Origin of the sequence: Bradyrhizobium sp. LHD-71 (genome assembly GCF_031157255.1) — a bacterium.
Lineage (GTDB): Bacteria > Pseudomonadota > Alphaproteobacteria > Rhizobiales > Xanthobacteraceae > P52-10.
Window position 1 is genome coordinate 214448 of sequence record NZ_JAVIFX010000003.1, and the last position, 21289, is coordinate 235736.

At 63.8% G+C, this 21289-nt stretch carries 21 protein-coding genes; 16 read left to right on the forward strand and 5 right to left on the reverse strand.

The window, feature by feature from the left end; translation table 11 throughout:
* Positions 1–42: 42 nt before the first annotated feature.
* A complete protein-coding gene (locus RCO31_RS03740; RefSeq protein WP_308966884.1) occupies positions 43–1452 on the forward strand; it encodes an MFS transporter in 1410 nt (469 codons plus the stop codon).
* Between the two features lie 159 nt (positions 1453–1611).
* Here the strand turns inward: RCO31_RS03740 and RCO31_RS03745 are convergent, their stop codons facing one another.
* Positions 1612–2169: a helix-turn-helix domain-containing protein gene (locus RCO31_RS03745; RefSeq protein ID WP_308966885.1), complete on the reverse strand. Its 558-nt coding sequence runs from the start codon at positions 2167–2169 to the stop codon at positions 1612–1614.
* A gap of 132 nt (positions 2170–2301) precedes the next feature.
* Positions 2302–3042, reverse strand: coding sequence for a crotonase/enoyl-CoA hydratase family protein (locus RCO31_RS03750; RefSeq protein ID WP_308966886.1), 741 nt, complete (start codon positions 3040–3042; stop codon positions 2302–2304).
* A gap of 258 nt (positions 3043–3300) precedes the next feature.
* Between RCO31_RS03750 and RCO31_RS03755 the strand changes: the two genes are divergently transcribed.
* Entirely contained in the window at positions 3301–4932 is a 1632-nt protein-coding gene (locus tag RCO31_RS03755) for a mucoidy inhibitor MuiA family protein (RefSeq protein WP_308966887.1), read from the forward strand.
* 118 nt (positions 4933–5050) lie between these two features.
* Here the strand turns inward: RCO31_RS03755 and RCO31_RS03760 are convergent, their stop codons facing one another.
* Complete coding sequence (locus RCO31_RS03760; RefSeq protein ID WP_308966888.1) at positions 5051–5671, reverse strand: pyridoxamine 5'-phosphate oxidase family protein; 621 nt, start codon at positions 5669–5671, stop codon at positions 5051–5053.
* A 39-nt stretch (positions 5672–5710) separates the two neighbouring features.
* Positions 5711–6856 carry an alpha-hydroxy acid oxidase gene (locus RCO31_RS03765; protein ID WP_308966889.1) on the reverse strand — a complete coding sequence of 382 codons (1146 nt, stop codon included), beginning with the start codon at positions 6854–6856 and terminating at the stop codon, positions 5711–5713.
* A 220-nt stretch (positions 6857–7076) separates the two neighbouring features.
* On the opposite strand from RCO31_RS03765, the gene RCO31_RS03770 reads away from it, so the two are divergent.
* The 12 genes from RCO31_RS03770 to RCO31_RS03825 all read left to right on the forward strand — a co-directional run bounded on the left by RCO31_RS03770 (position 7077) and on the right by RCO31_RS03825 (position 18193).
* Positions 7077–7280, forward strand: a complete 204-nt coding sequence (locus tag RCO31_RS03770; protein WP_308966890.1) for a hypothetical protein — start codon at positions 7077–7079, stop codon at positions 7278–7280.
* Between the two features lie 24 nt (positions 7281–7304).
* A complete protein-coding gene (locus RCO31_RS03775) occupies positions 7305–7490 on the forward strand; it encodes a hypothetical protein (protein ID WP_374991416.1) in 186 nt (61 codons plus the stop codon).
* A 170-nt stretch (positions 7491–7660) separates the two neighbouring features.
* Entirely contained in the window at positions 7661–9007 is a 1347-nt protein-coding gene (gene glmM / locus RCO31_RS03780; protein ID WP_308966891.1) for a phosphoglucosamine mutase, read from the forward strand.
* Positions 9004–9498 carry a MaoC family dehydratase gene (locus tag RCO31_RS03785; RefSeq protein ID WP_308966892.1) on the forward strand — a complete coding sequence of 165 codons (495 nt, stop codon included), beginning with the start codon at positions 9004–9006 and terminating at the stop codon, positions 9496–9498. Before glmM ends, RCO31_RS03785 begins: the two co-directional genes overlap by 4 nt.
* 93 nt (positions 9499–9591) lie before the next feature.
* A complete protein-coding gene (locus tag RCO31_RS03790) occupies positions 9592–10848 on the forward strand; it encodes an MFS transporter (RefSeq protein WP_308966893.1) in 1257 nt (418 codons plus the stop codon).
* A 215-nt stretch (positions 10849–11063) separates the two neighbouring features.
* Entirely contained in the window at positions 11064–11894 is an 831-nt protein-coding gene (locus RCO31_RS03795) for an outer membrane beta-barrel protein (RefSeq protein ID WP_308966894.1), read from the forward strand.
* Positions 11895–12036: 142 nt separating this feature from the next.
* Positions 12037–12933 (forward strand): outer membrane beta-barrel protein, encoded by an 897-nt coding sequence (locus RCO31_RS03800; protein ID WP_308966895.1) that lies wholly within the window; start codon positions 12037–12039, stop codon positions 12931–12933.
* A gap of 89 nt (positions 12934–13022) precedes the next feature.
* On the forward strand, positions 13023–13601 hold the full coding sequence (locus RCO31_RS03805) for a glutathione S-transferase family protein (RefSeq protein ID WP_308966896.1): 579 nt from the start codon (positions 13023–13025) through the stop codon (positions 13599–13601).
* 92 nt (positions 13602–13693) lie between these two features.
* Entirely contained in the window at positions 13694–14668 is a 975-nt protein-coding gene (locus tag RCO31_RS03810; RefSeq protein WP_308966897.1) for a glycerophosphodiester phosphodiesterase family protein, read from the forward strand.
* Positions 14669–14841: 173 nt separating this feature from the next.
* On the forward strand, positions 14842–16011 hold the full coding sequence (locus RCO31_RS03815; protein ID WP_308966898.1) for a phosphoserine transaminase: 1170 nt from the start codon (positions 14842–14844) through the stop codon (positions 16009–16011).
* A gap of 133 nt (positions 16012–16144) precedes the next feature.
* Complete coding sequence (serA, locus tag RCO31_RS03820) at positions 16145–17737, forward strand: phosphoglycerate dehydrogenase (RefSeq protein WP_308966899.1); 1593 nt, start codon at positions 16145–16147, stop codon at positions 17735–17737.
* A 12-nt stretch (positions 17738–17749) separates the two neighbouring features.
* Positions 17750–18193, forward strand: a complete 444-nt coding sequence (locus RCO31_RS03825; protein WP_308966900.1) for a GNAT family N-acetyltransferase — start codon at positions 17750–17752, stop codon at positions 18191–18193.
* A gap of 15 nt (positions 18194–18208) precedes the next feature.
* Here the strand turns inward: RCO31_RS03825 and RCO31_RS03830 are convergent, their stop codons facing one another.
* A complete protein-coding gene (locus RCO31_RS03830) occupies positions 18209–18652 on the reverse strand; it encodes a nucleoside deaminase (protein ID WP_308966901.1) in 444 nt (147 codons plus the stop codon).
* Between the two features lie 113 nt (positions 18653–18765).
* Here RCO31_RS03830 and RCO31_RS03835 point away from each other — a divergent pair, with 113 nt between their 5' ends.
* Together RCO31_RS03835 and rsmD are read left to right on the forward strand one after the other, a co-directional pair.
* Positions 18766–20679, forward strand: a complete 1914-nt coding sequence (locus RCO31_RS03835; protein ID WP_308966902.1) for a pseudouridine synthase — start codon at positions 18766–18768, stop codon at positions 20677–20679.
* Between the two features lie 54 nt (positions 20680–20733).
* Entirely contained in the window at positions 20734–21288 is a 555-nt protein-coding gene (gene rsmD, locus RCO31_RS03840; protein ID WP_308966903.1) for a 16S rRNA (guanine(966)-N(2))-methyltransferase RsmD, read from the forward strand.
* Position 21289: the final 1 nt, after the last annotated feature.

A 21289-nucleotide genomic window follows, 5' to 3' on the forward strand; every position in this document is an offset into this window, starting at 1 on the left:
ACGGAAGACTTTATTTGTCGGAACTGATTAGAAGCAGACAAGATGCCGTCCGACGATACGTGCACAGGCGCGGCGCGCTGGAGCGAACTCTTCACGCAGCGTCACTGGGCGGCGACCGTGACACTTTGCCTTGGCGTCGCCCTGTTCGCGTTCAACGCCTTCCTGGTCTCAACGGCGCTGCCGACGGCTGTGCGAGAAATCGGCGGCGTCGCCGTGATCGCATGGGCGACAAGCATCTATCTCGCACTCTCGATCGTCGGTGGTGCGGCAGCGGCTCGTCTGAAGGTCCGCTATGGTGCACGGGCGGCGCTCATCGCTTCGGCCGCTCTGTTTCTGGCCGGCACGCTGCTCGCCGCCACCGCGTCGTCAATGACCGAAATTCTCATCGGCCGTGCGCTGCAGGGTATTGGCGAAGGCATCATCTCGGCGCTCTGCTATGCGCTGATCCCAGAGCTGTTTCCGGGACGACTGATCGCTAAAGTCTTCGGCGCCGAAGCCGTGGTGTGGGCGACCGCCGCGTTCGGAGGACCGCTACTGGCCGGTTTTGTCACTGAAACTGTGTCGTGGCGCGCCGCCTTCCTGATCAACGTGCCTGTGATCGTGATCTTTATTGTGCTGGTGTTGATGGTCGTTCCGCGCGCGTCGGCGGCCGGTGCGCGCGTGCCGTTGCCATTCCTGCGTCTGGCCGCGATCGGGGGCGGCATCCTGCTGGTGACCTTCAGCGCGGTCGCACCGTCGATCTTTGCGACGAGCACGCTGGTGCTGCTCGCCGCGGCGCTGTTGTTCGTGGCGGTGATCCGCGACCGGGCAAGCGCGTCGCCGCTGTTCCCGACGGATGCATTCTCGCCGCGCACGGTCGTCGGCGCAGGCCTGTGGATCGTGTTCCTCATGCCGCTCGCCCAGGCTTCGACCACCGTCTACCTCGTGCTGACCCTGCAGACCCTCTGGGGGCTCGGCGCGACGCTCGCGGGCGCCTTCAACGCGTGTCTTGCGCTTGCATGGAGTTTCGTCGCTATCGGCGTCGCAAGTCTCGGGCCCGCAACCAACCGCTCGGGCTTCATCGCGCTCGGTCCGCTGCTCCTCGTCGGCGGGCTCGCCAGCATCGTGGCGGGGGTTATGATCGACCGCGCTGCGATCGCCTTGATCGGTCAGATTGCGATCGGCGCGGGCTTCGGCGTCGCCTGGGGGTTTCTCAGCCAGGCGGTGATGGAGAATGCACGTACGGGCGAGCGGGATCGCGCAGCAGCCTCGCTGCCGACGCTGCAGTCAGCAGGCTACGCGGTGGGCGCGGCGATTGCGGGCCTCGTGGCCAATGCCGCGGGGTACACCGTGACCGACAACGACGCCCTGCGATCAGCTGCGATGACGGTCTACGCGACGTCGGCCGCGATCGGCCTTCTGGCGGTGGGCGCCGGATTCCTGCTTCGGCGGAAGCTGATGCGTGCGGCATGAAACGCACAGCGGGCGCTAACGAGCTCTCAGTCGTAAATCCGCTAGTGTGACGGAAGGGCAGGCGGCGCGGGCCTGCTCTGCCGCCGCGACATCGCCTGGCGGGAAGTCGAGCGGGAGAAGCCGGAAAATGAGCCCTAAAATGCGCTGACGTGTCGGCTGCTACCGCCCTGCCGTCATTGCTGCGAGTTCCGCCACCAGGGCGTCTTCGCTCGGCAGGTCAAGAATGCCGGCGGTGTATTGCGTGATGCCGCCGAAATGGATGATGAACACCTTCATCATCGCCCGCCGGCGTTCAGCGGATGTTTGATCGGAGGTCGTGAACAGCCGCATGCCTTCGGTGATCACTTGATGCACAGCGCTCTGCAGCGGCGGATTGAGCTTCATCGTCGCGTGCGGCCGGCTGGTCATCAACGCGTAGAGCTTCCGGTTGGCGAGCGCAAAGCGCACGTATCTTGCCGTGTAGTCCTCTTTTGATTCAGCGCTCTTCAGGATCTCGCCGAGGCGCGCGAACGCTTCCGTCGCCACCGCATCCAGCACCGCCTCGCGGTCCGCGAAGTGGTTGTAGAGCGAGCGATGGGCGACGCCGATGGCATCGGCCACCTGCCGCACACTCAGCGCCTCATGCCCGGTCCTGGCAATCAACCGCGCGGCCGCGGTAATCGCCTCGGCCTTGACGTTGCCGTGGCGGTAGGTCTTGCGGCGCGGTTTGGTCGGCATGCGCCTGTTTAACCAAGTCACGCAGGTTAACCAAGTCACGCAGGCTTCGCCGCCTATGCACTCGGCAGGCAGTGAACGTCTTGATCGGCGCGACCGGATCCGGCTTACGCCCTCAGCGACGTTACGAGGCGCTCATGTTGCGGCTCGGGCGCTCGCCGTGCGGGCCGCCACGCGATCCTTACCGTATTTCGGCGTGATGTCGGCGTCGATCGCACGACGGATCGTGGCGATCACCTCGCCGCGTGCCCGCGCCTTGGCCGCGGCATGATGGTTCAGGTGGATGTTGCTGAGTTCGACCGCTGTATCTTCCGCATCCCGTTCGAGGTCGATTGCCGGCACGAGCCGGTCGAAGAAACCGGCGACCACAGCCTCGGCGGGGCCGAACATTTCGCCCGTGACGACGGTGCGGTTGAAGTAGGCAGGCGTGAGCCGCTGCCGGGCCAGTTCGATGGCGAACCGCGGCGGTGTTAGGCCGATGGCAACCTCGTTCATGCCGATACGATAATCGCCCTCCGCCGCGATGCGGTGATCGGACGCCATGATCAGGAAGGCCCCCATCGGGAAGGCGTTGCCGTGGCAGGCCGCGACCACCGGCGTTGGAAACGACAGGATGCGCAGCGCCAGCTCGGCGCCGGCCTTCACCATTTGATACTGCTCGTCCGCGCCGCCGCTTGCGAACACGTTGAGGTCGAAGCCGCCGGAAAAATGCTTGCCGCGCGCTGACAACGTGACGACGGCCTTGTCGCGTTGGGCTTCGTCGAACGCCGCGTGCAGCGCATTCAACATTGCGAGCGACATGACATTGGCCTTGCCGTCGTCCATGACGATGCGGCTGATCGGACCGGAACGGCTGTAGCTGACGGGCGACGACATGCTTCTCTTCTCCGCTGAATGAATGAATGTTAATGTATCCTCCGGATGCTTATTCAATAGAGAACCGAAAGGCAAAGCCGAAGGCCGCTTGTCCGCTGCAACCGAGATATGCATCCGTTGGATATATTCCGCGGAGCGAAAGATCTGGTCTGTGAAGCCGGCGACGGCGCATCCGGCTCCGCCGGTAAAACGCCATCAAGCAGTTACTTAAATCCAAGCTTGCGCCGTTACACCGTTCACCTCTGAGGGGAGGCTACCTTGCGCGTTCTGCTGCTCACATGTCTGATTGCCATGAGCTCGGCTGCGGCTGCTGCTGAGATCAAGGCGACGTCTGCGATTGACAGCGTCACCGTCTATCCGGACGGTGCGGCTGTGACGCGCGTTTTGCGGGTCGATCTGCCGGCAGGCGAAAGCGTCGTGCTGGCGCGCGACTTCCCGCTTGGCCTCGATCCGGCGTCATTGCGGGTGGAGGGCGAGAGCGGCGGACGCATCCAGGTCGGCTCGATCGACGCGCGGCCGCCCGGACCGCAGCCTGTTCAGGGTACGCCGGAGCGCGAGAAGAAGATCCAGGCGCTCGAGGATGACCGCGCGGCGCTTGACGATCGGATATCGGCTGCGGGTGTGCGCAAGGCTTTCGCCCGCCGCTTTGCCACCGACGCGCCGCTCGGGCTCGGTGAGGAGAGCAATGCGCGCCCGCTCTCCGAATGGCGCGAGGCATTCAAGGCGATCGAGGAGGAGATCAGCCGCGCCGACGAAACGATCCGCGCTCTGCAGGTCAAGAAGCGCGAGATCGAGGCGGAGCTTGCGATCCTCCACGCCGGCCAGCGCGCCGATCCGCCGAACAAAATGGAGGTGCGCATCGAGCTCGCCGCGCAGACTGCGGCGCCGGCGACTTTGCGCGTCAGCTATTCGGTGCGCGACGCCCGCTGGCGGCCGCTTTATGACGCCCGGCTCGACACCGGCGGCAAGGATCGCAAACCATCGCTCGAGCTTGTGCGCCGCGCCGAGATCGTGCAGCGCAGTGGTGAGGACTGGGCCAATGTCGCGCTTGCCGTCTCAACCGTCCGCACCGGACGCGGCGGCAGCGCGCCGAATCTGAGCACGGTGATCGTGCGCTACCCGCAGCCGGTACCGCCACCGGTGCGGCCGCAGGCGATGGCGCCGGCCTCGCGCGCCGTAGACTCCGCACTTGACGCAGGTCAGGAAAAGGCGATGGAGGCGGTCGAAGAGCGCTCAGCGACGGTCGAGACTGGCGGCTTTCAGGCGCTGTTCCGGATTCCGGGGCGTGTCAGTCTTGGAGCCGGTGAGGGCGCGCGCTCCTTGCGTATTGCGTCGACGACAGTTGCGGCAGACCTGCTTGTTCGTGCGGCGCCCGTGGTCGACGATACCGCTTGGCTGGAGGCGACGTTCAAGCAGGCCGAGGAGGCGCCGCTGTTGCCCGGTCAGGTCGGTCTCTACCGCGACGGCATCTTCGTCGGTCGCGGAAAAATGGTGCTGACCCAGAAGGACGAGACCGTTCGCTTGGGCTTCGGCGCCGACGAACAGGTTAAGGTCGCCCGCGCGGTCGTCCGTAAGAACGACGGCACCGCCGGCCTCATCACCGCCTCGAAGACCGACGAGCGCGAGTTCAAGATCGTCGTTCGCAACGCCCATGTGTGGCCCATGAAGGTGACGATCGAGGAGCAGCTTCCGGTCGCGGAAAATTCCGAGATCCAGGTCGAGATGCTGCCGTCATCCACCCAGCCGACGCACCGCGACGTGCGCGATCAGCGTGGCGTGATGGCCTGGACGCTGGACATGCCCGCCGGCGAAACCCGCGAGGTCAAGTTCGGCTGGCGCGTGCGCTGGCCGAGCGAGAAGTCCGTGGTGTTCATCGGGAGGGGCGGATAGTGTGCGTGACACCGTCCGCAGCCGCGCGAAGCGCGTAGGCGGACGCACTCACCGTCTGAGTCTGCTGCGAGCGCAGTGCTGGATTGCTTCGGGTTGCGCCCTCGCAATGACGAGATTGTCACTTCGGTCGCAATGACGATGTCGGCGCGCGTGGCGGTACGACGTCCTTGAAGCTGTCGAAGCTTTTCCATGCCGGCTCGACCGGCACAGCGTCCGGTTGCGGCGTGTAGGCCGACGGCGCGGCCATCGTCAGTGAGGGAATGTAGCGCGGGCAGTTTGGGAAGATCGCGGCGACCTTGACGCGGACGATCAGTTGTGCACCGGCAATTTCGTGCAGCAAGGGATCGTTGCGCACGATCTCGGCGCCGCCATTCACCCGCAGCCGCTTCGGCTTGCCATGCATGGCGATGAACAGCAACCCGACATGCGGGTTGACGGCAAGGTTGCCGAGACTCTTGAACATGCCGTTGCCGTCGTAATCCGCAAACGCCAGCTCCGATGGTCCCGTCACGCGCACGAATCCTGGCGCGCCGCCCTTGAACGAGCAATCGGGGCGGCCGGCCGCATCGGCTGTCGCCAGGAAGAAGTAGATGCAGGATTCGATATAGGCTTTGTCGTCGGCCGTGAACTCGGTGCGCGTGAGCTTCTCTTCCAGCCGGTCGGCGAGTGGCCTCGAGCCGAATTCATCCTGCAGCGCGCGGTTGCCGTCGTGATAGAGCAGGCTTGTGCCGTCAGTCATCACCCGGGCTCCCGCTGGCTTTTTGAGAATTGCTTGCCGCTATTGATCCCACACGAGCACGTGCGGGCCGATGTCCTCGATCTTGTTGACGCCGCACAGACCCATGGTCACGCTGAGCTCGTTGCCGATCACCTCGAGGGCCTTGGCGACGCCAGCCTGCCCGCCTGCACCGAGGCCATAGATATACGCGCGGCCGATCATGCAGGATTTCGCGCCGAGTGCCAGCGCGCGCATGACGTCCTGCCCGGAGCGGATGCCGCTGTCGAAGATCACCTCGGTCTGCGAGCCCACCGCATCGACGACCTTCGGCAGGACCGAGATCGACGACGGCGCGCCATCGAGCTGTCGTCCGCCGTGGTTGGAGACGACGATCGCATGTGCGCCGGTCTTTACCGCCTGTCGTGCGTCCTCGACATCATGGATGCCTTTCAGGATGATCTTGCCGGGCCAGATCGAACGGATCCACTCGACATCCTTCCAGTTTAGGGAAGGGTCGAACTGCTGCGAGACGCGCGTGGCGGTGGAATTGAGGTCCTTGGCGCCCTGCAGATGACCGACGACGTTGCCGAAGTCGCGCCGCTTGGCGCGGGCGATGCTCATCAGCCAGCGCGGCTTGGAGGCGAAATCGATGATGTTCTTCAGCCGCATCAGGTTCGGCGGCACCGACAGGCCGTTCTTGATGTCCATGTGCCGCTGCCCGAGGATCTGCAGATCGACGGTGAGGACCAGCGCGCTGCACTTGGCGGCGATGGCCCGCTCGATCAGCGATTTGCAGAAGCCGCGGTCCTTCATCACGTAGAGCTGAAACCAGAACGGCTTGTCGACGTTGGCGGCGACATCCTCGATCGAGCAGATCGACATGGTCGAAAGCGTGTAGGGGATGCCGGCGGCCTGTGCGGCGCGGCAGGCCAGGATCTCGCCGTCACCGATCTGCATGCCGGTGGAGCCGACCGGCGCGAGGATCAGCGGCATGCTCGCCGGCTCGCCGAGGATCGTCGTCTTCTGGTCGCGGACTGAAATGTCGACGAGCACGCGCTGGCGGAATTTCAGCGCCTCGAGGTCGGCGCGGTTGGCGTGCAGCGTCTGCTCGGCATAGGAGCCGTGGTCGACATAATCGAAGAATGCCTTCGGCACCTTGCGCCGGTGCAGGTCACGCAAATCCTCGATGCAGGTTATGTCTTTCACTGTTGCCTCCGCCCCACGCTCATTCTGTCCCGCCGCACTTTAGCTCCGAAAGAGCGAAAGCGGGTTCCCACTTTGAACCATGCTCTAGCATGCCGCGCCTGCGCGCTAAATCACTTCGAAAGCAGCAAATGGGGATTTCGGTCGAAGGTCTCGCCCGCGCGGGAACCGCACGCCTGGCAGGACCGTTATCCAGGGCAAGTTCGCCCGAGAGGATTTTACCATGAGCAAGTTCGATCCGGCGCCGAAGGATGTGCATGCTGACAAGATCCGCAAGCCCCACAAGGGCAAGCAGGAGCCGCAGGAGGACGCGTCGCTGGAGCAGGGGCTAGAGGATACATTTCCGGGCTCCGATCCGGTGGCGGCAACCCAGCCCGCTCCGTCGAAGCCGGACAAGGATATCAAGCGCAAGGAGAACGCCGGCTGACGCGTCTGAACGCTGGAGTGGCTCGTGGTGATAGAAAAATCGACCGAACGGGTTCATCGCGCTGAGGCTGATCGAAGGCGAAAGCTCGATCAGGCGCTGGATGAAGGTTTGCGCGAGACCTTTCCCGGCTCCGATCCGGTCAGCGTGACTCAGCCCGCCCCTTCCAAATACGACAAGGTGATCAAACGGGAACAGCAAAAGGATGATTGAGGCCGCGTTTCGTTAACTATCTGATATCTTTAAAAAATTGCTGGCGAGCTGTACGGCCGGCGGTAACTTTCCAATATATATTTTGAGTTCAAGTAGGACGGAAAGCTTTTATAAGCCCCTAGGGATGGGGGTACTCGCTCCCGTTTCGGCGGCGAGGCTGAGGTTATCGGATGGCTCGCAAGTACTTCGGAACCGATGGAATTCGCGGACGCGCCAACGGCGTGATCACGCCGGAGCTCGCGCTGCGCGTGGGCCAGGCGGCTGGTCTCGTGTTCCTGCGTGGTGATCATCGTCATCGTGTCGTGATCGGCAAGGATACCCGTCTGTCTGGCTATATGATCGAGTCCGCGCTGCAGGCTGGCTTCACGTCCGTAGGCATGGACGTGCTGCTGCTCGGGCCAATGCCGACGCCTGCGGTGGCGATGCTGACGCGCTCGATGCGTGCCGACCTCGGCGTAATGATCTCAGCCTCGCACAATCCGTTCGACGACAACGGCATCAAGCTGTTCGGCCCCGATGGCTACAAGCTTTCCGACGATGTCGAGATGCGCATCGAACAACTGCTTGACGAAGATCTGACCCGCAAGCTTGCCAACGGTGCCAATATCGGTCGCGCACGCCGCATCGAGGGCGAGCGCGCCCGCTACATCGAATTCGCCAAGCGAACGCTGTCGCGGACGCTCAGCCTGGAAGGCCTGCGCATCGTCGTCGATTGCGCGCATGGTGCGGCCTACAAGGTCGTGCCGGAAGCGCTGTGGGAGCTCGGCGCGGACGTGATCGCCATCGGCGTCGAGCCTGACGGCTTCAATATCAACAAGGAGTGCGGCTCGACTGCGCCGGAGGCGCTCGGCCGCAAGGTGCGTGAAATGCGCGCCGATATCGGCATTGCGCTCGATGGCGACGCTGACCGCGTGATCATCACCGACGAGCGTGGCCACGTCGTCGACGGCGATCAACTGCTCGCCGTGATCGCCGAGAGCTGGAAAGACGATAGCCGCCTGTCGCAGCCGGCCGTCGTTGCAACGGTGATGTCGAACCTCGGTCTTGAACGCTATCTCGCCGGCATCGGGCTGAAGCTGATCCGCACCCAGGTGGGCGACCGCTATGTGCTGGAACAGATGCTGGCGCAGCGCTGTAACGTTGGCGGCGAGGCGTCCGGCCACATCATCCTGTCCGACTTCAACACCACCGGTGACGGCTTCGTGGCAGCGCTGCAGGTGCTTTCGGTGGTGCGCAAGCTCAACCGTCCGGTCTCCGAAGTCTGCCACCGCTTCGACCCACTGCCGCAGGTTCTGAAAAACGTCCGATATCGCAGCGGCAAACCGCTCGACGATCCGTCGGTCAAGTCCGTTATCGCAACCGCCGAAGGCAAGCTGAACGGCCACGGCCGTCTGCTCGTGCGCGCATCAGGCACCGAGCCGGTGATCCGTGTCATGGGCGAAGGTGATGACCGCGCGCTGGTCGAGGACATCGTCGATTCGATCGTGGCGGCGGTGGGCGAGGCTGCAGCCGCGTGACCGACCGAAGCGCGGCGTTCGATCCGGCAGCCCACCGGCTCGTTTCCGAACAACGTTGGTTCGAGGACTTCAAGCTCGGCGAGCGCTTCGTGCTGCCGAGCCGCACCATGACGGAAGCGATCTTCCTGGCGTTCCAGGCGGCGAGCGGCGATAACCATCCGGTGCATTACGACGTCGAATATTGCCGCCGCCACGGCATGCCGCACATGCTGGCGCACGGCTTTCAGGTGCTGATCCAGACTGCCGCCGGCGCCGGCCTGTTTCCGCATCTGGTCGAGCAGTCGCTGAAAGGTTTCATCGAGCAGTCGAGCAAGTTTCTCGCGCCGGTGTTCGTCGGCGACACGCTCTATCCGGCGCTGGAAGTCGACGAGCTCACGCCGAACCGCTCCACAGGCGTGATCGGGTTGCGCAGCACCGTGCACAACCAGAACGGCGTCCTGGTGATGGAAGGCCGCCACCGTTACCTGCTGCGCAAGCGGATGCCTTCTTGACGTCGCAAGGCAGCCATCACCGTTTGATGCTGGCCAAACCGTGCGCGCGCACTTAACCAAACAAGAGGGATTAACCGCAGCCGGAAAGTCGCCGTGAACAGGCCCGCCATCGTCACCGAGGAAGCGCTCAGCGCGCCGGTCGTGTCGCCGGACCTGCCCGCCGGAGCCAGGGCGACCACGAGCGGCCCAGCCTATGCGGTGATCGGCGGCTTGAGCTTCTCGCACTTCCTCAACGACACGATGCAGTCGTTGATCCCGTCGGTCTATCCGATCCTGAAAGCAAGCTACGCGCTCGACTTCAGCCAGATCGGTCTTATCACGCTGGCCTTCCAGTTTACGACCTCGCTGTTGCAGCCGGTGGTCGGCGTCGTCACCGACCGCAGGCCGCAGCCCTATTCGCTGGCGATCGGCATGTTCTTCACCTTCGCCGGATTGATCATGCTGAGCGTCGCCAGCCAGTTCGCGATCATCCTGCTGGCCGCTGCGACCGTCGGCTTCGGCTCGGCGGTGTTTCATCCCGAATCTTCGCGCATTGTGCGCCTTGCGTCCGGCGGACGCTACGGTTTCGCGCAGGCGGTGTTTCAGGTAGGCGGCAACATCGGCACGGCCGTCGGTCCGCTACTCGCGGCGGCGATCATCGTGCCATTCGGCCAGCCGAGCATCGCGTGGTTTTCCTCGATCGCCTTCGTCGCGATCGTTGTGCTGTGGAATATCGGTCGCTGGTACAAGCCGCGCATCGTCTCCAAGAAGGATGCGATCGCGCAGATCCCGGCCGGAATGCCGGCGTCGCGGAAGATCATCGTCGGTCTCGTGGTGCTGGCGCTTCTATCGTTCTCGAAGGCGCTCTACACAGTCAGCCTGTCGAGCTACTACACGTTCTATCTGATGGAGAAGTTCGGCGTCTCGACTCAGGCCGCGCAGATCTATCTGTTCGTATTCCTGGCGGCCAACGCCGCAGGCGTGTTCTTCGGCGGACCGATCGGCGATCGCATCGGCCGCAAATACGTGATCTGGCTGTCGATCCTCGGCGCGCTTCCGTTTGCGCTCGCGATGCCTCACCTGGGGTTGATCGGCGGCACCATGGCGGCTGCTGCGGCAGGCTTCATCATCTCGTCGGCAACGGCTGCGATCATCGTCTTCGCGCAGGAGCTGATGCCCCACCGTGTCGGCATGATCTCGGGTATCTTCTTCGGCTTCTCGTTCGGCGTCGGCGGCCTCGGTGCCGCGGCGCTGGGCAAGGTCGCCGACATCCGCGGCATCGAATTCGTCTTCGCTGTCTGCTCGTTCCTGCCGGCGATGGGATTGATCGGCTTTCTGCTGCCGAACATTCCGAAGCCCGCGAAGGCGTAAGCGCGCGTCCGATTTCAACACTCCGTTAGCAACTATGGCTGCGAACGCGCTCGTTCGCCACATTCACGCGCGCTCGCAGCTTTTTTGATTAAAAATCACGGTAAAGAATTAGGGTTAAGCCCCGTTTAAGACTTTGCTGCCATCGTCCACCCGTGGGTTTCAAAAAAGCGCGGCCGCATTTTGTTTTGGCCGTAGGGGACAAAAGGACGAAGCCGATGCGTAGCGTTAAATCATTTGTTGTTGCGGCGGTCGCATTGCTGCCTACCACCGTGTTTGCCGCCGACGTGCCGATCGCGCCGCCGCCCTATGCTCCGCCTCCGGCCTACGCGCCGCCAGTCGAGGATTTCGGCGGCTGGTATCTGCGCGGCGACATCGGCGTGTCCCAGCAGAAGGTGAAGAGCCTCTACAACGTGCTTTACGACGAGCCCGGAGTCGGCGTGCAGACGGTCGGCAAGGGCTTCGGCGGCGCGGCGTTTTTCGGAGTCGGCGTCGGCTATCAATTCAACTCATGGCTGCGCGCCGATGTGACCGGTGAGTATCGCATGAAAAGCAGCATCCATGGTCTCGACATCGTCAGCTTCAACGGTGGGGTGATCGGCACCGACGAGTATCGCGGCAACAAGGAAGAGTGGGTCGCGCTCGTCAACCTCTATGCCGATCTCGGCACCTGGTGGTGCATTACTCCGTTCGTCGGCGTCGGCGTCGGCGGCGCGCGGACGACCATCTCGAGCTTCGTCGACGTCAACACGCCTAATCTCGGCGTCGCCTTCGCTCACGACGAATCCAAATGGGGCTTTGCCTACGCGCTGCATGCGGGTCTCGGCTACAAGGTCACGAACAACCTGACGATGGAACTCGCCTACCGCTACCTGCATCTCGGCGATGCTCACTCCGGCGATTTGCGCACCTTCGACGGCACCAACAATGTCAACAACCCGATGCACTTCAGGGACATTTCGTCTCACGACATCAAGCTCGGCGTGCGCTGGACCTGCTGCGAGCCAGAAGCGCCACCGCCGCCGCCGGTGTTGATGCGCCGCGGCTGATTGCACCCACGATTTCCCGACATGAAGCGGCGCGGACGCAGGTCCGCGCCGCTTTCTTTTCGCCCGGCTCACGCGCGACAACGATTGGTTAAGGTTAACAGGTGATGATCGGCCCGGGGAAAGTTGGGGTTGGGGGTTCATCATGCGTCGGTTGGGAATTGCCTTGGCCATTCTGGTCACGGCGCAATGCGCGTACGCGGCCGATCCTCCCATCCTGCGCGGATCGTATGTAGAACCCATCGTGCGCTCGCGTCCGCTGTGGCAGGGCTTCTACATCGGCGGGCATGCCGGTTACTCGAGCCATGATTTCGACTTCAGCAAGACGACGACAGGACTGCAGCAGTTCCTCGTGCGGGAATCCGTTCTTGCCGCGAGCGTCGGCGAATGGCAACTGCTCGATTCGTCCAACGTGCGCACGTCGGGCTTCGGCGGATTCGCCGGCTACAACTGGCAGTGGGACGATGCCGTGATCGGCATCGAGGCGAACTACACGCATTTCTCCGGCAAGCGCGGAAGCTCCAGCGCTTCGTTGTCGAGGACCGTGGCAAATCCGGAAGGATCGAACCCGCCAGCGGGACATTCGTATGAGTACGACGTGACGCTCAGCGGCAATGCGTCTGCGCGGGTCAACGACTTGCTGACGCTACGAGCAAGGGGCGGTTATGCGATGGGTTCCTTCATGCCCTATGCATTTGCGGGTCTTGCAATGGCCCTGGTCGATATCGATCGCTCGGCCACCGCGCGCATCAGAACCTGGGATCTGTACAACGAGACTATCGTCATCGGCACCACGTCCGGCGGAGACCCGATCACGACAACGATCCCGCGCAGCGATCTGATCGGCGACAGCACGCAATCCAAGGCCGAGAGCCAGAAGAACCTGCTGACATTCGGTTTCAGCGCCGGCATCGGCTTCGAATACATGCTGATGCAGAACATCTTCGTTCGGGCCGAATACGAGTACGTTCAGCTGCCGCTGGCGAAGGATACGATCATTCAACTCAACACCGGCCGCGTTGGTCTCGGTGCGAGGTTCTGAGCGAAGCGGTCTCGCTGCCCGCTTTCGCTTGACAGGCAAAGCCCGCCCTGTTCGGCTGACGAGGATGTCAGCCAGCCTGGGAGCGAGCCATGAAGATCTACGGCGATACCAAGTCAGGTAACTGCCTGAAGGTTAAATGGATGTGCGACAAGCTCGCGCTCGCCTATCGCTGGGTCGACATCGACATCATGAAGGGCCAGTCGCGCACCAACGAGTTTCTGAAGCTCAACGGTGCGGGCCAGGTGCCGGTGGTCGAGTTTGATGACGGGCGGACGCTGGCGCAGTCCAACGCGATCATCCGCTACCTGGCGCGCGATACGGACCTGATTCCGACGGTCGCCTGGGACGCAGCGAAAATGGACGAGTGGATGTTCTGGGAGCAGTACAGCCACGAGCCCTATATCGCCGTTTGCCGCTTTCAGATGGCCTATCTCGGCAAGTCGGTTGGCGACCTCGATGCCGACAAGGTCAAACGCGGCTATGCGGCGCTGGCACGGATGGAGCACCAGCTCGCGCTGACGCGTTTTCTCGTTGGCGAACGCTTCTCACTCGCGGACGTGGCCTTGCTCGCCTATACGCGCGTTGCGCCCGAAGGCGGCTTTCACCTGGAAGGCTACAACGCGCTGCGGCGCTGGATTGCCGAAAGCGAGGAAGCGCTGGGGCTGTAAGGTCCGCGAGGCGTAGCGTCGTGTCGACGGTTGGCTTTGTTTCGCCTGAATTGGAAGTAGGGTGCGTCTCGCAGGTCACTGGGAGACGCACGTTGAGGTCCATCTGGGTGGTGTTGACGCTGATCGCACTGGTCGCGGCGGGCGTCTGGCTCAACAACTCCTCGCTGCTGCATGGACCATCGGCGGAGGCGACGACCCGTGTACTGGCCCACCGCGGCGTCCATCAGACGTTCCCGACGAAGAGCCTCGACAACGACAGTTGCACCGCGACGCTGATTGCGCCGCCGCGCCATCCGTTCCTGGAGAACACGATTGCCTCCATGCGCGCGGCTTTTGACGCTGGCGCCGATGTCGTCGAGCTCGACGTTCATCTGACGCCCGACGGAAAGTTCGCAGTCTTCCACGACTGGACGCTGGATTGCCGGACGGATGGATCGGGTGTCACTGAGCAAACACCGTTTTCCGTCCTGAAGACGCTCGATGTCGGCTATGGCTACACCGCCGATGGCGGCAAAAGCTTTCCGTTTCGCGGTCGGGCGAAGGGTCTGATGCCCGAGCTGACCGAGGTGTTCGAAGCCTTCCCGCAAGGCAAGTTTCTCATCAACTACAAGAGCAGGCGCGCGGAGGAGGGCACCGCGCTCGCAACGCTTATCGGCGAACGACCTGAATTCCGGGCTTCGATCTTCGGTGTCTATGGCGGCGCCGAGCCGACCCGCGCGGCAATCGCTTCGCTCGCCGGTCTGCGGGGCTATGATCGCGATTCAATGAAGGCTTGCATCATGCGGTACGCGGCGCTGGGCTGGAGCGGTTATGTGCCATCACAATGCCGCGAGACCATACTGGCGCTGCCGGTGAACATCGCGAGATGGCTGTGGGGCTGGCCGCATCGCTTCGTCGCGCGCATGCATGCGGCCGGAACGGAGGTCATTCTGCTGGGCCCGTGGGATGGCGGCGCGAGTGCCGGCATCGATCATGAGACGGAGCTTGGGTTGGTGTCTCCGAGTTTCGGCGGCCTGGTGTGGACCAACCGCACCGAAACGATGGCGAAGCCAATCAAAGAGCGCTGACGGCGGGCTCGAAAACCTGCGTTCCTGCGTCGTTTTTGCATCCTGCCCAAGCCGCAGCAGAGGTCCGGAAGTGGGATTCGGGCAGCTTGCGAAGGCGGGTCCTTTGCTATACATCCGGCGGCGGGAAACCTCTCCCCACCGAGAGGCAGCTATCTGGAAGGGTAGATCATAGAATGGCGACCAAGCCTGCTGTGCGGCCGTCTGTGCCGCATTTTTCTTCTGGCCCCTGCGCAAAGCGCCCCGGCTGGACTCCACAAAGCCTCAAGGACGCAGCGCTCGGCCGTTCGCATCGCGCGAAGGTCGGCAAGGCGAAGCTTAAGCTCGCGATCGAGCTGACGCGCGAGGTGCTCGAAGTTCCGAAGGACTATCGCATCGGCATCGTGCCGGCCTCCGACACTGGAGCCGTCGAGATGGCGCTGTGGTCGCTGCTCGGCCCGCGCAAGGTGACGATGCTGGCGTGGGAGAGCTTCGGCGAAGGCTGGATCGGCGATGTCGCCAAGGAATTGAAGCTGAACGATGTGGTGACGCTGAAGGCGCCTTACGGCGAGCTTCCCGATCTGTCCAAGGTCGATCCGGCGTCCGACGTCGTGTTCACCTGGAACGGCACCACCTCCGGCGTGCGGGTACCGAATGCCGACTGGATCAAGGCAGACCGCGAAGGCCTGACGATCTGCGACGCGACCTCGGCCGCCTTTGCGCAGAAGCTCGATTTCGCCAAGCTCGACGTGGTGACGTTCTCCTGGCAGAAGGCGCTGGGCGGCGAAGCGGCGCACGGCATGCTCATCCTGTCGCCGCGCGCGGTGGCGCGGCTGGAGAGCTACAAGCCGTCATGGCCCTTGCCGAAGATCTTCCGCATGACCAAGGGCGGTAAGCTCAACGAAGGGATCTTCGAGGGCGAGACCATCAACACGCCGTCGATGCTCTGCGTCGAGGACTATCTCGATACGCTGAACTGGGCAAAATCAGTCGGCGGCCTGAAAGGATTGATGGCGCGCGCCGACGCCAATACCAAGGTGCTGAGCGACTGGGCGGCAAAAACGCCATGGGTCGATTTTCTGGCCACGGATGCGGCGATCCGCTCCAACACGTCGGTCTGCATGAAGGTGGTCGATCCGCAAGTGACGGCGCTTGCCGCCGACAAGCAGGCTGAGTTCGCCAAGGCGTTGGTCAATGCGATCGAGACGGAAGGCGCAGGTTATGATCTTGGCGCCTATCGCGACGCACCGCCGGGCCTGCGTATCTGGTGCGGCGCCACCGTCGAGGCAAAGGACGTCGAGGCGTTGACGCAGTGGCTCGACTGGGCTTTCGCAGAGACCAAAGCGCAACTTGCGAAGGCGGCGTAACGCCACCTTTTTCGCTTCGTCCCGAACAGGCGGCCAAAGGCCGCGCGGCGCGGGCCCATCACCACAGCGGTGAGCTGGCCCCCGCCGAAGCGCCCAAGGCCGGGACGACAACCTCTTTGTCAGGAATACCTACATGTCCAAACCCAAAGTCCTCATTTCCGATGCGCTCTCTCCGGCCGCTGTGCAGATCTTCAAAGATCGCGGCGTCGAAGTCGATTTCCAGCCGAACCTCGGCAAGGACAAGGAAAAGCTCGCCGAGATCATCGGCAACTATGACGGTCTCGCGATCCGCTCGGCGACCAAGGCGACCGCGAAGGTCCTCGAAAAGGCAAAAAAGCTGAAGGTGATCGGCCGCGCCGGCATCGGCGTCGACAACGTGGAAATTCCGGCCGCCACGGCGAAGGGCATCATTGTGATGAACACGCCGTTCGGCAATTCCATCACCACCGCCGAGCACGCGATCACGTTGATGCTGGCGCTGGCGCGCGAAATTCCTCAGGCCGACATCTCCACCCAGGCAGGCAAATGGGAAAAGAACCGTTTCATGGGCGTCGAGATCACCGGCAAGACGCTCGGCGTGATCGGCTGCGGCAATATCGGCTCGATCGTCATCGATCGTGCGCAGGGGCTGCGCATGAAAGTGATCGGCTTTGATCCGTTCCTGTCGCCGGAGCGCGCAAAAGATCTCGGTATCGAGAAGGTGGAGCTGGACGAGCTGTTCAGGCGCGCAGATTTCATCACCCTGCACACGCCGCTGACCGACAAGACCAGGAACATCATCGACGGGGCGGCAATCGCCAAGATGAAAAAGGGCGTGCGCATCATCAATTGCGCTCGCGGCGGCCTGGTGGACGAGGCGGCGCTGCGCAAGGCGCTCGACTCGGGCCATGTCGCAGGCGCAGCCTTCGACGTGTTCATCGAGGAGCCGGCGAATACCAACATCCTGTTCGGACATCCGAACGTGATCTGCACGCCACATCTCGGCGCCTCCACGACCGAGGCGCAGGAAAACGTCGCCCTGCAGGTTGCCGAGCAGATGTCGGACTATCTGCTCACCGGCGCGATCTCCAATGCGGTGAATTTTCCGTCGATCACGGCGGAAGAGGCGCCGAAGCTTAAGCCGTTCGTGGAGCTTGCGGACAAGCTCGGCTCGTTCGCGGGACAGCTCACCGACACGGACATCGCCAAGGTCACGATCACCTATGAGGGCGCCGTCGCCGAGATGAAGATCAAGGCGCTGACGTCAGCGGCGCTGACCGGCCTGCTCCGGCCGATGCTGGGCGGCGACATCAACGTCGTCTCGGCCCCGGTGGTGGCGAAAGAGCGCGGCATGATCGTCGACGAAATCACGCGGGCGGCGATCAGCGATTACGAAAGCCTGATTACGGTGACGGTGACGACCGAGCAGATGGAGCGTTCGGTCTCCGGCACCGTCTACCACGACGGCAAGCCGCGTCTGGTCGACATCAAGGGCATCCGTGTCGACGCCGAGTTCGGCAAATCGATGATCTACGTCACCAACGAGGACAAGCCCGGCTTCATCGGCCAATTTGCGTCTCTGCTCGGCGACGCCAAGGTCAATATCGCGACCTTCCATCTCGGTCGCAACGAGCCCGGCGGCGACGCCATCGCGTTGGTTGAGGTCGATGGCGATGTTCCGGCCGACGTGCTGGCCAGGACGCTGACGCTGCCGCATGTGAAGCAAGCCAAGGCGTTGCGGTTCTGAAAGGCACGCGCGATGGCGTTGAGGGAAGCACGGCGCGAGGACGTCAGAGAGATCGTCGAAATGCTGCTCGACGACGATCTCGGCAAGACACGCGAAGATCTGAGCGACCTGTCGCCTTATCTGAAGGGGTTCGACGCGGTCGCCGCTGACCCGCTCAACACGCAGTATGTGTGGGAGGAGGATGGCGAGCTGCTCGGTTGTCTGCAGCTCACCATCATTCCCGGTATCGGCCAGCGGGGTCTCTGGCGCGCGCAGATCGAGGGTGTGCGGGTCAAGGGCTTACGGCGCGGCACCGGCGTCGGCCACAAGATGATGGCTGCAGTCGTGGCGATCGCGCGCGAGCGCGGCTGTGGTCAGATGCAGCTCACGACCAACAAGGTGCGGACCGATGCGCAGCGCTTCTACGAGGCGCTGGGCTTTGAAAAGTCGCACGAGGGTATGAAGCTCAAGCTATAGGCAGCGATGCGGGCGCTATCGCTTTGCCTTGAAGAAATCACGCAGCAGCGCTGCTGACGCCTCCTCGCCGACCGCGGAGTAGACCTCGGGAACGTGGTGGCAGGTCGGTGACGCAAAGAAGCGGACGCCGTTGTCCACGGCGCCGCCTTTCGGGTCACTGGCGCCGTAATAGAGGCGGCGGATGCGCGCGAAGGAGATCGCGCCGGCGCACATGGCACAGGGCTCCAGCGTGACATAGAGGTCGCAATCGGTCAGGCGCTCGGTGCCAAGAGCATGGGCGGCGTCCCGGATGGCGAGCATCTCAGCGTGTGCCGTCGGATCGCGGTCGGCAATGGTACGATTGCCGGCGCTGGCGATGACGGCGCCGCCGCGCACCACGACGCAACCGATCGGAACTTCGCCGGCCGCCTCGGCGGTACGCGCCTCTTCGAGCGCCAGATCCATGAAAGATTGCGTCATCTTCCTCGTGTCCGCCTGCAAACTCTGATATCAGCCCCGCAACCCTAGGGCACCCAGAAAGTGGATACCGGTCTTCGGACCGGTCATGCCCCGATGAATAAATGAGATTTTAGATGCCCCGCGACAATGACAGAGACAACCGGCGCTCGTCCGGCAGACGCGGCCCGCCGTCGCGCGGCGAGGGCCGGGAACAGCGTGGTGGGCGCGACGAACGCCGCGGCGGCGGCGGTTTTCGCAAAGGCGGCGGCGATTTCAAGCCCCGCGAGGGACGTCCCGGTGGCCCGTTCCGCAAGGAGCGGGATGGGGCGCCGCGCGGCGAGGGGCGCGATCGTACTGCCGGCAAGCGTTTCGGCGAAAAGCGTTCGTTCGGCAAAAGTGGGGGCGGATTCAAGAAAGACGGCGAACGCGCCCCGCGCCGCGAAGATCGACCAAAGCGGGAGTTCCGTGCCAGGGACGAGCGCGGCGACCGCGTTCCCCGTAACGACGCGCCGCGCGCCTCATACCGGAAAGATGGCGAGCGGCCGCCGCGTCGCGAATTCAATCGTGACGGTGATCGTCCGCCGCGCCGGGACTTCAGCCGCGACGAGCGCCCACGCGGCGGTGGATTCAAGCGTGACGACGCGCGCGGCGATTTCAAGCGCGGCGAAAGTCGTTCGGCAGATCGCGGCCCGCGCAGCGATTTCCGGCGCGGAGAGCGATCCGATCGCGGCGGCGACCGCGCAGGCGCGCGCGATGGTGGCAAACGCTTCGACCGGCCGCGCGGTGACAGGCCGTTTGTCGGCAAACCGCGCCATGGCAGGCCCGACGCAGAGCGTCCGCGCTTCTCCCGCGATCGCGACGATCGTACGCAGGGCGAGCGGCCAAGGCAGGAACGTCCGCGGACCGATCGTACGCCGCGCAAGAGTCACGTCTGGCGCGACCATCCAAGGAATGAGGGTTTCGAAGAACGAGACGAGCGCAATTACGAAGCTCGTCCGGCGTTCGGCGGGCGTGGCGAATATCGCGAGCGCAGGCCGGATCGGGATGGCCGGCGGCGCGAGCTCGCCGACGCTGCGCCGGCAAAGCCGAAGAAGGCCGGCGACCGTATTGCCAAGCTGATGGCACGCGCCGGGCTTTGTTCACGGCGCGACGCTGAAGAATGGATTCGGCAGGGGCGCGTCAGCGTCAATGACCGCATCATCACCTCGCCTGCGCTGGACGTGACTTCGCAGGACAAGGTGCTGGTCGACGGCGCGCCACTGCCGGAGCGTGAGCGTACGCGGCTGTTCCTCTATCACAAGCCGAAAGGCCTCGTGACGACGCACGCCGACCCCGAAGGTCGTCCGACCGTGTTCGACTCGTTGCCCGAGGGCCTGCCGCGGTTGATCAGCATCGGCCGACTCGATTTCAACACCGAAGGTCTGCTGCTGTTGACCAACGATGGCGGGCTTGCGCGCGTGCTCGAACTGCCGGACACCGGCTGGCTGCGGCGCTATCGTGTGCGAGCGCACGGCACGATCGCGCAGGACAAACTCGACGAGCTGCGCAAGGGTATCGAGGTCGACGGCGTGAAGTACGGCCCGATCGAGGCGACACTCGAGCGCGACCACGGCGCCAATGTCTGGATCCTGTTCGCGATCCGCGAAGGCAAGAACCGTGAGGTACGCAACGTCATGGCGCATCTGGGCCTCGAAGTGAACCGGCTGATCCGCGTTTCCTACGGGCCGTTCCAACTCGGCGAACTTGCCGAAGGTGCGGTCGAGGAAGTGCGCAGCCGGATGCTGCGCGATCAGCTCGGCGAGCGGATAGCGGCGGCGGCTGGCGCCGACTTCGGCCTTCCCACGCGTGAAAGCGCGGGTGAAGTGCACGGGGACGAGCCCGGCGAAAGACCGCGCAAGCGCGCCGGCCTGATCGCTGACCGCAAGGGACGCCGCGTAATGGTCGAGCGCTCAGGCCGTGATAGTGATGGCGACGACAGACCGCGTCGCAAGCCGCCCGCCGGCTACAAGGGCAAGCGGGATCGCGCGCCGAAACAACATGAATCCTGAGATGAGCGCGTTCGTGCCGGAAAATCGCTCCAGACCTTGCCGGATCACGTTCTGATGCGCGTGGTCGGAGGACGGCTGCGTGGCCGGACGATCGCCTCGCCGGCGTCGCGCGAGATCCGCCCTACCGCGGATCGATTGCGCGAATCGCTGTTCAACATTCTGGTGCACGGCTACGGCGATCCGATCAGCGGCGCGCGCGTGCTCGACCTGTTTGCGGGTACCGGTGCGCTCGGCATCGAGGCGGTCTCGCGTGGTGCCGCCTTCGCGTTGTTCATCGACAACGGTGCCGAAGCACGGGCGCTGTTGCGCCAGAACGTCGAGGCGCTCGGGCTCGGTGGCGTCACGAAAGTGTTCCGCCGTGACGCGACCAAGCTCGGTCCGGCACACCCGGTCGAGCGGTTCACGCTGGCGTTTCTTGATCCGCCTTATGGCAAGGGCCTGGCCGAACAGGCGCTTGCGTCGCTGAGCGAGGGCGGCTGGCTCGCACCACAGGCGCTGATCGTCGTCGAGGAAGCGTTGTCTGCAAAGTTCGTCGCCCCCGATGCTTTCGAGGAGCTGGAGCGGCGCGCCTATGACGATACGGAGTTTGTTTTTCTACGTGCGGTCTGAG

Bases quoted from the DNA above. Each gene is read 5' to 3' on its own strand.
- RCO31_RS03825 (WP_308966900.1), top strand. From the start codon at position 17,750: ATGGCGTTGAGGGAAGCACGGCGCGAGGACGTCAGAGAGATCGTCGAA.
- RCO31_RS03800 (WP_308966895.1), top strand. From the start codon at position 12,037: ATGCGTCGGTTGGGAATTGCCTTGGCCATTCTGGTCACGGCGCAATGC.
- RCO31_RS03770 (WP_308966890.1), top strand. From the start codon at position 7,077: ATGAGCAAGTTCGATCCGGCGCCGAAGGATGTGCATGCTGACAAGATC.
- RCO31_RS03745 (WP_308966885.1), bottom strand. From the start codon at position 2,169: ATGCCGACCAAACCGCGCCGCAAGACCTACCGCCACGGCAACGTCAAG.
- RCO31_RS03805 (WP_308966896.1), top strand. From the start codon at position 13,023: ATGAAGATCTACGGCGATACCAAGTCAGGTAACTGCCTGAAGGTTAAA.
- RCO31_RS03760 (WP_308966888.1), bottom strand. From the start codon at position 5,671: ATGACTGACGGCACAAGCCTGCTCTATCACGACGGCAACCGCGCGCTG.
- RCO31_RS03815 (WP_308966898.1), top strand. From the start codon at position 14,842: ATGGCGACCAAGCCTGCTGTGCGGCCGTCTGTGCCGCATTTTTCTTCT.
- RCO31_RS03750 (WP_308966886.1), bottom strand. From the start codon at position 3,042: ATGTCGTCGCCCGTCAGCTACAGCCGTTCCGGTCCGATCAGCCGCATC.
- rsmD (WP_308966903.1), top strand. From the start codon at position 20,734: ATGCGCGTGGTCGGAGGACGGCTGCGTGGCCGGACGATCGCCTCGCCG.
- RCO31_RS03740 (WP_308966884.1), top strand. From the start codon at position 43: ATGCCGTCCGACGATACGTGCACAGGCGCGGCGCGCTGGAGCGAACTC.
- glmM (WP_308966891.1), top strand. From the start codon at position 7,661: ATGGCTCGCAAGTACTTCGGAACCGATGGAATTCGCGGACGCGCCAAC.
- RCO31_RS03795 (WP_308966894.1), top strand. From the start codon at position 11,064: ATGCGTAGCGTTAAATCATTTGTTGTTGCGGCGGTCGCATTGCTGCCT.
- RCO31_RS03830 (WP_308966901.1), bottom strand. From the start codon at position 18,652: ATGACGCAATCTTTCATGGATCTGGCGCTCGAAGAGGCGCGTACCGCC.
- serA (WP_308966899.1), top strand. From the start codon at position 16,145: ATGTCCAAACCCAAAGTCCTCATTTCCGATGCGCTCTCTCCGGCCGCT.
- RCO31_RS03835 (WP_308966902.1), top strand. From the start codon at position 18,766: ATGCCCCGCGACAATGACAGAGACAACCGGCGCTCGTCCGGCAGACGC.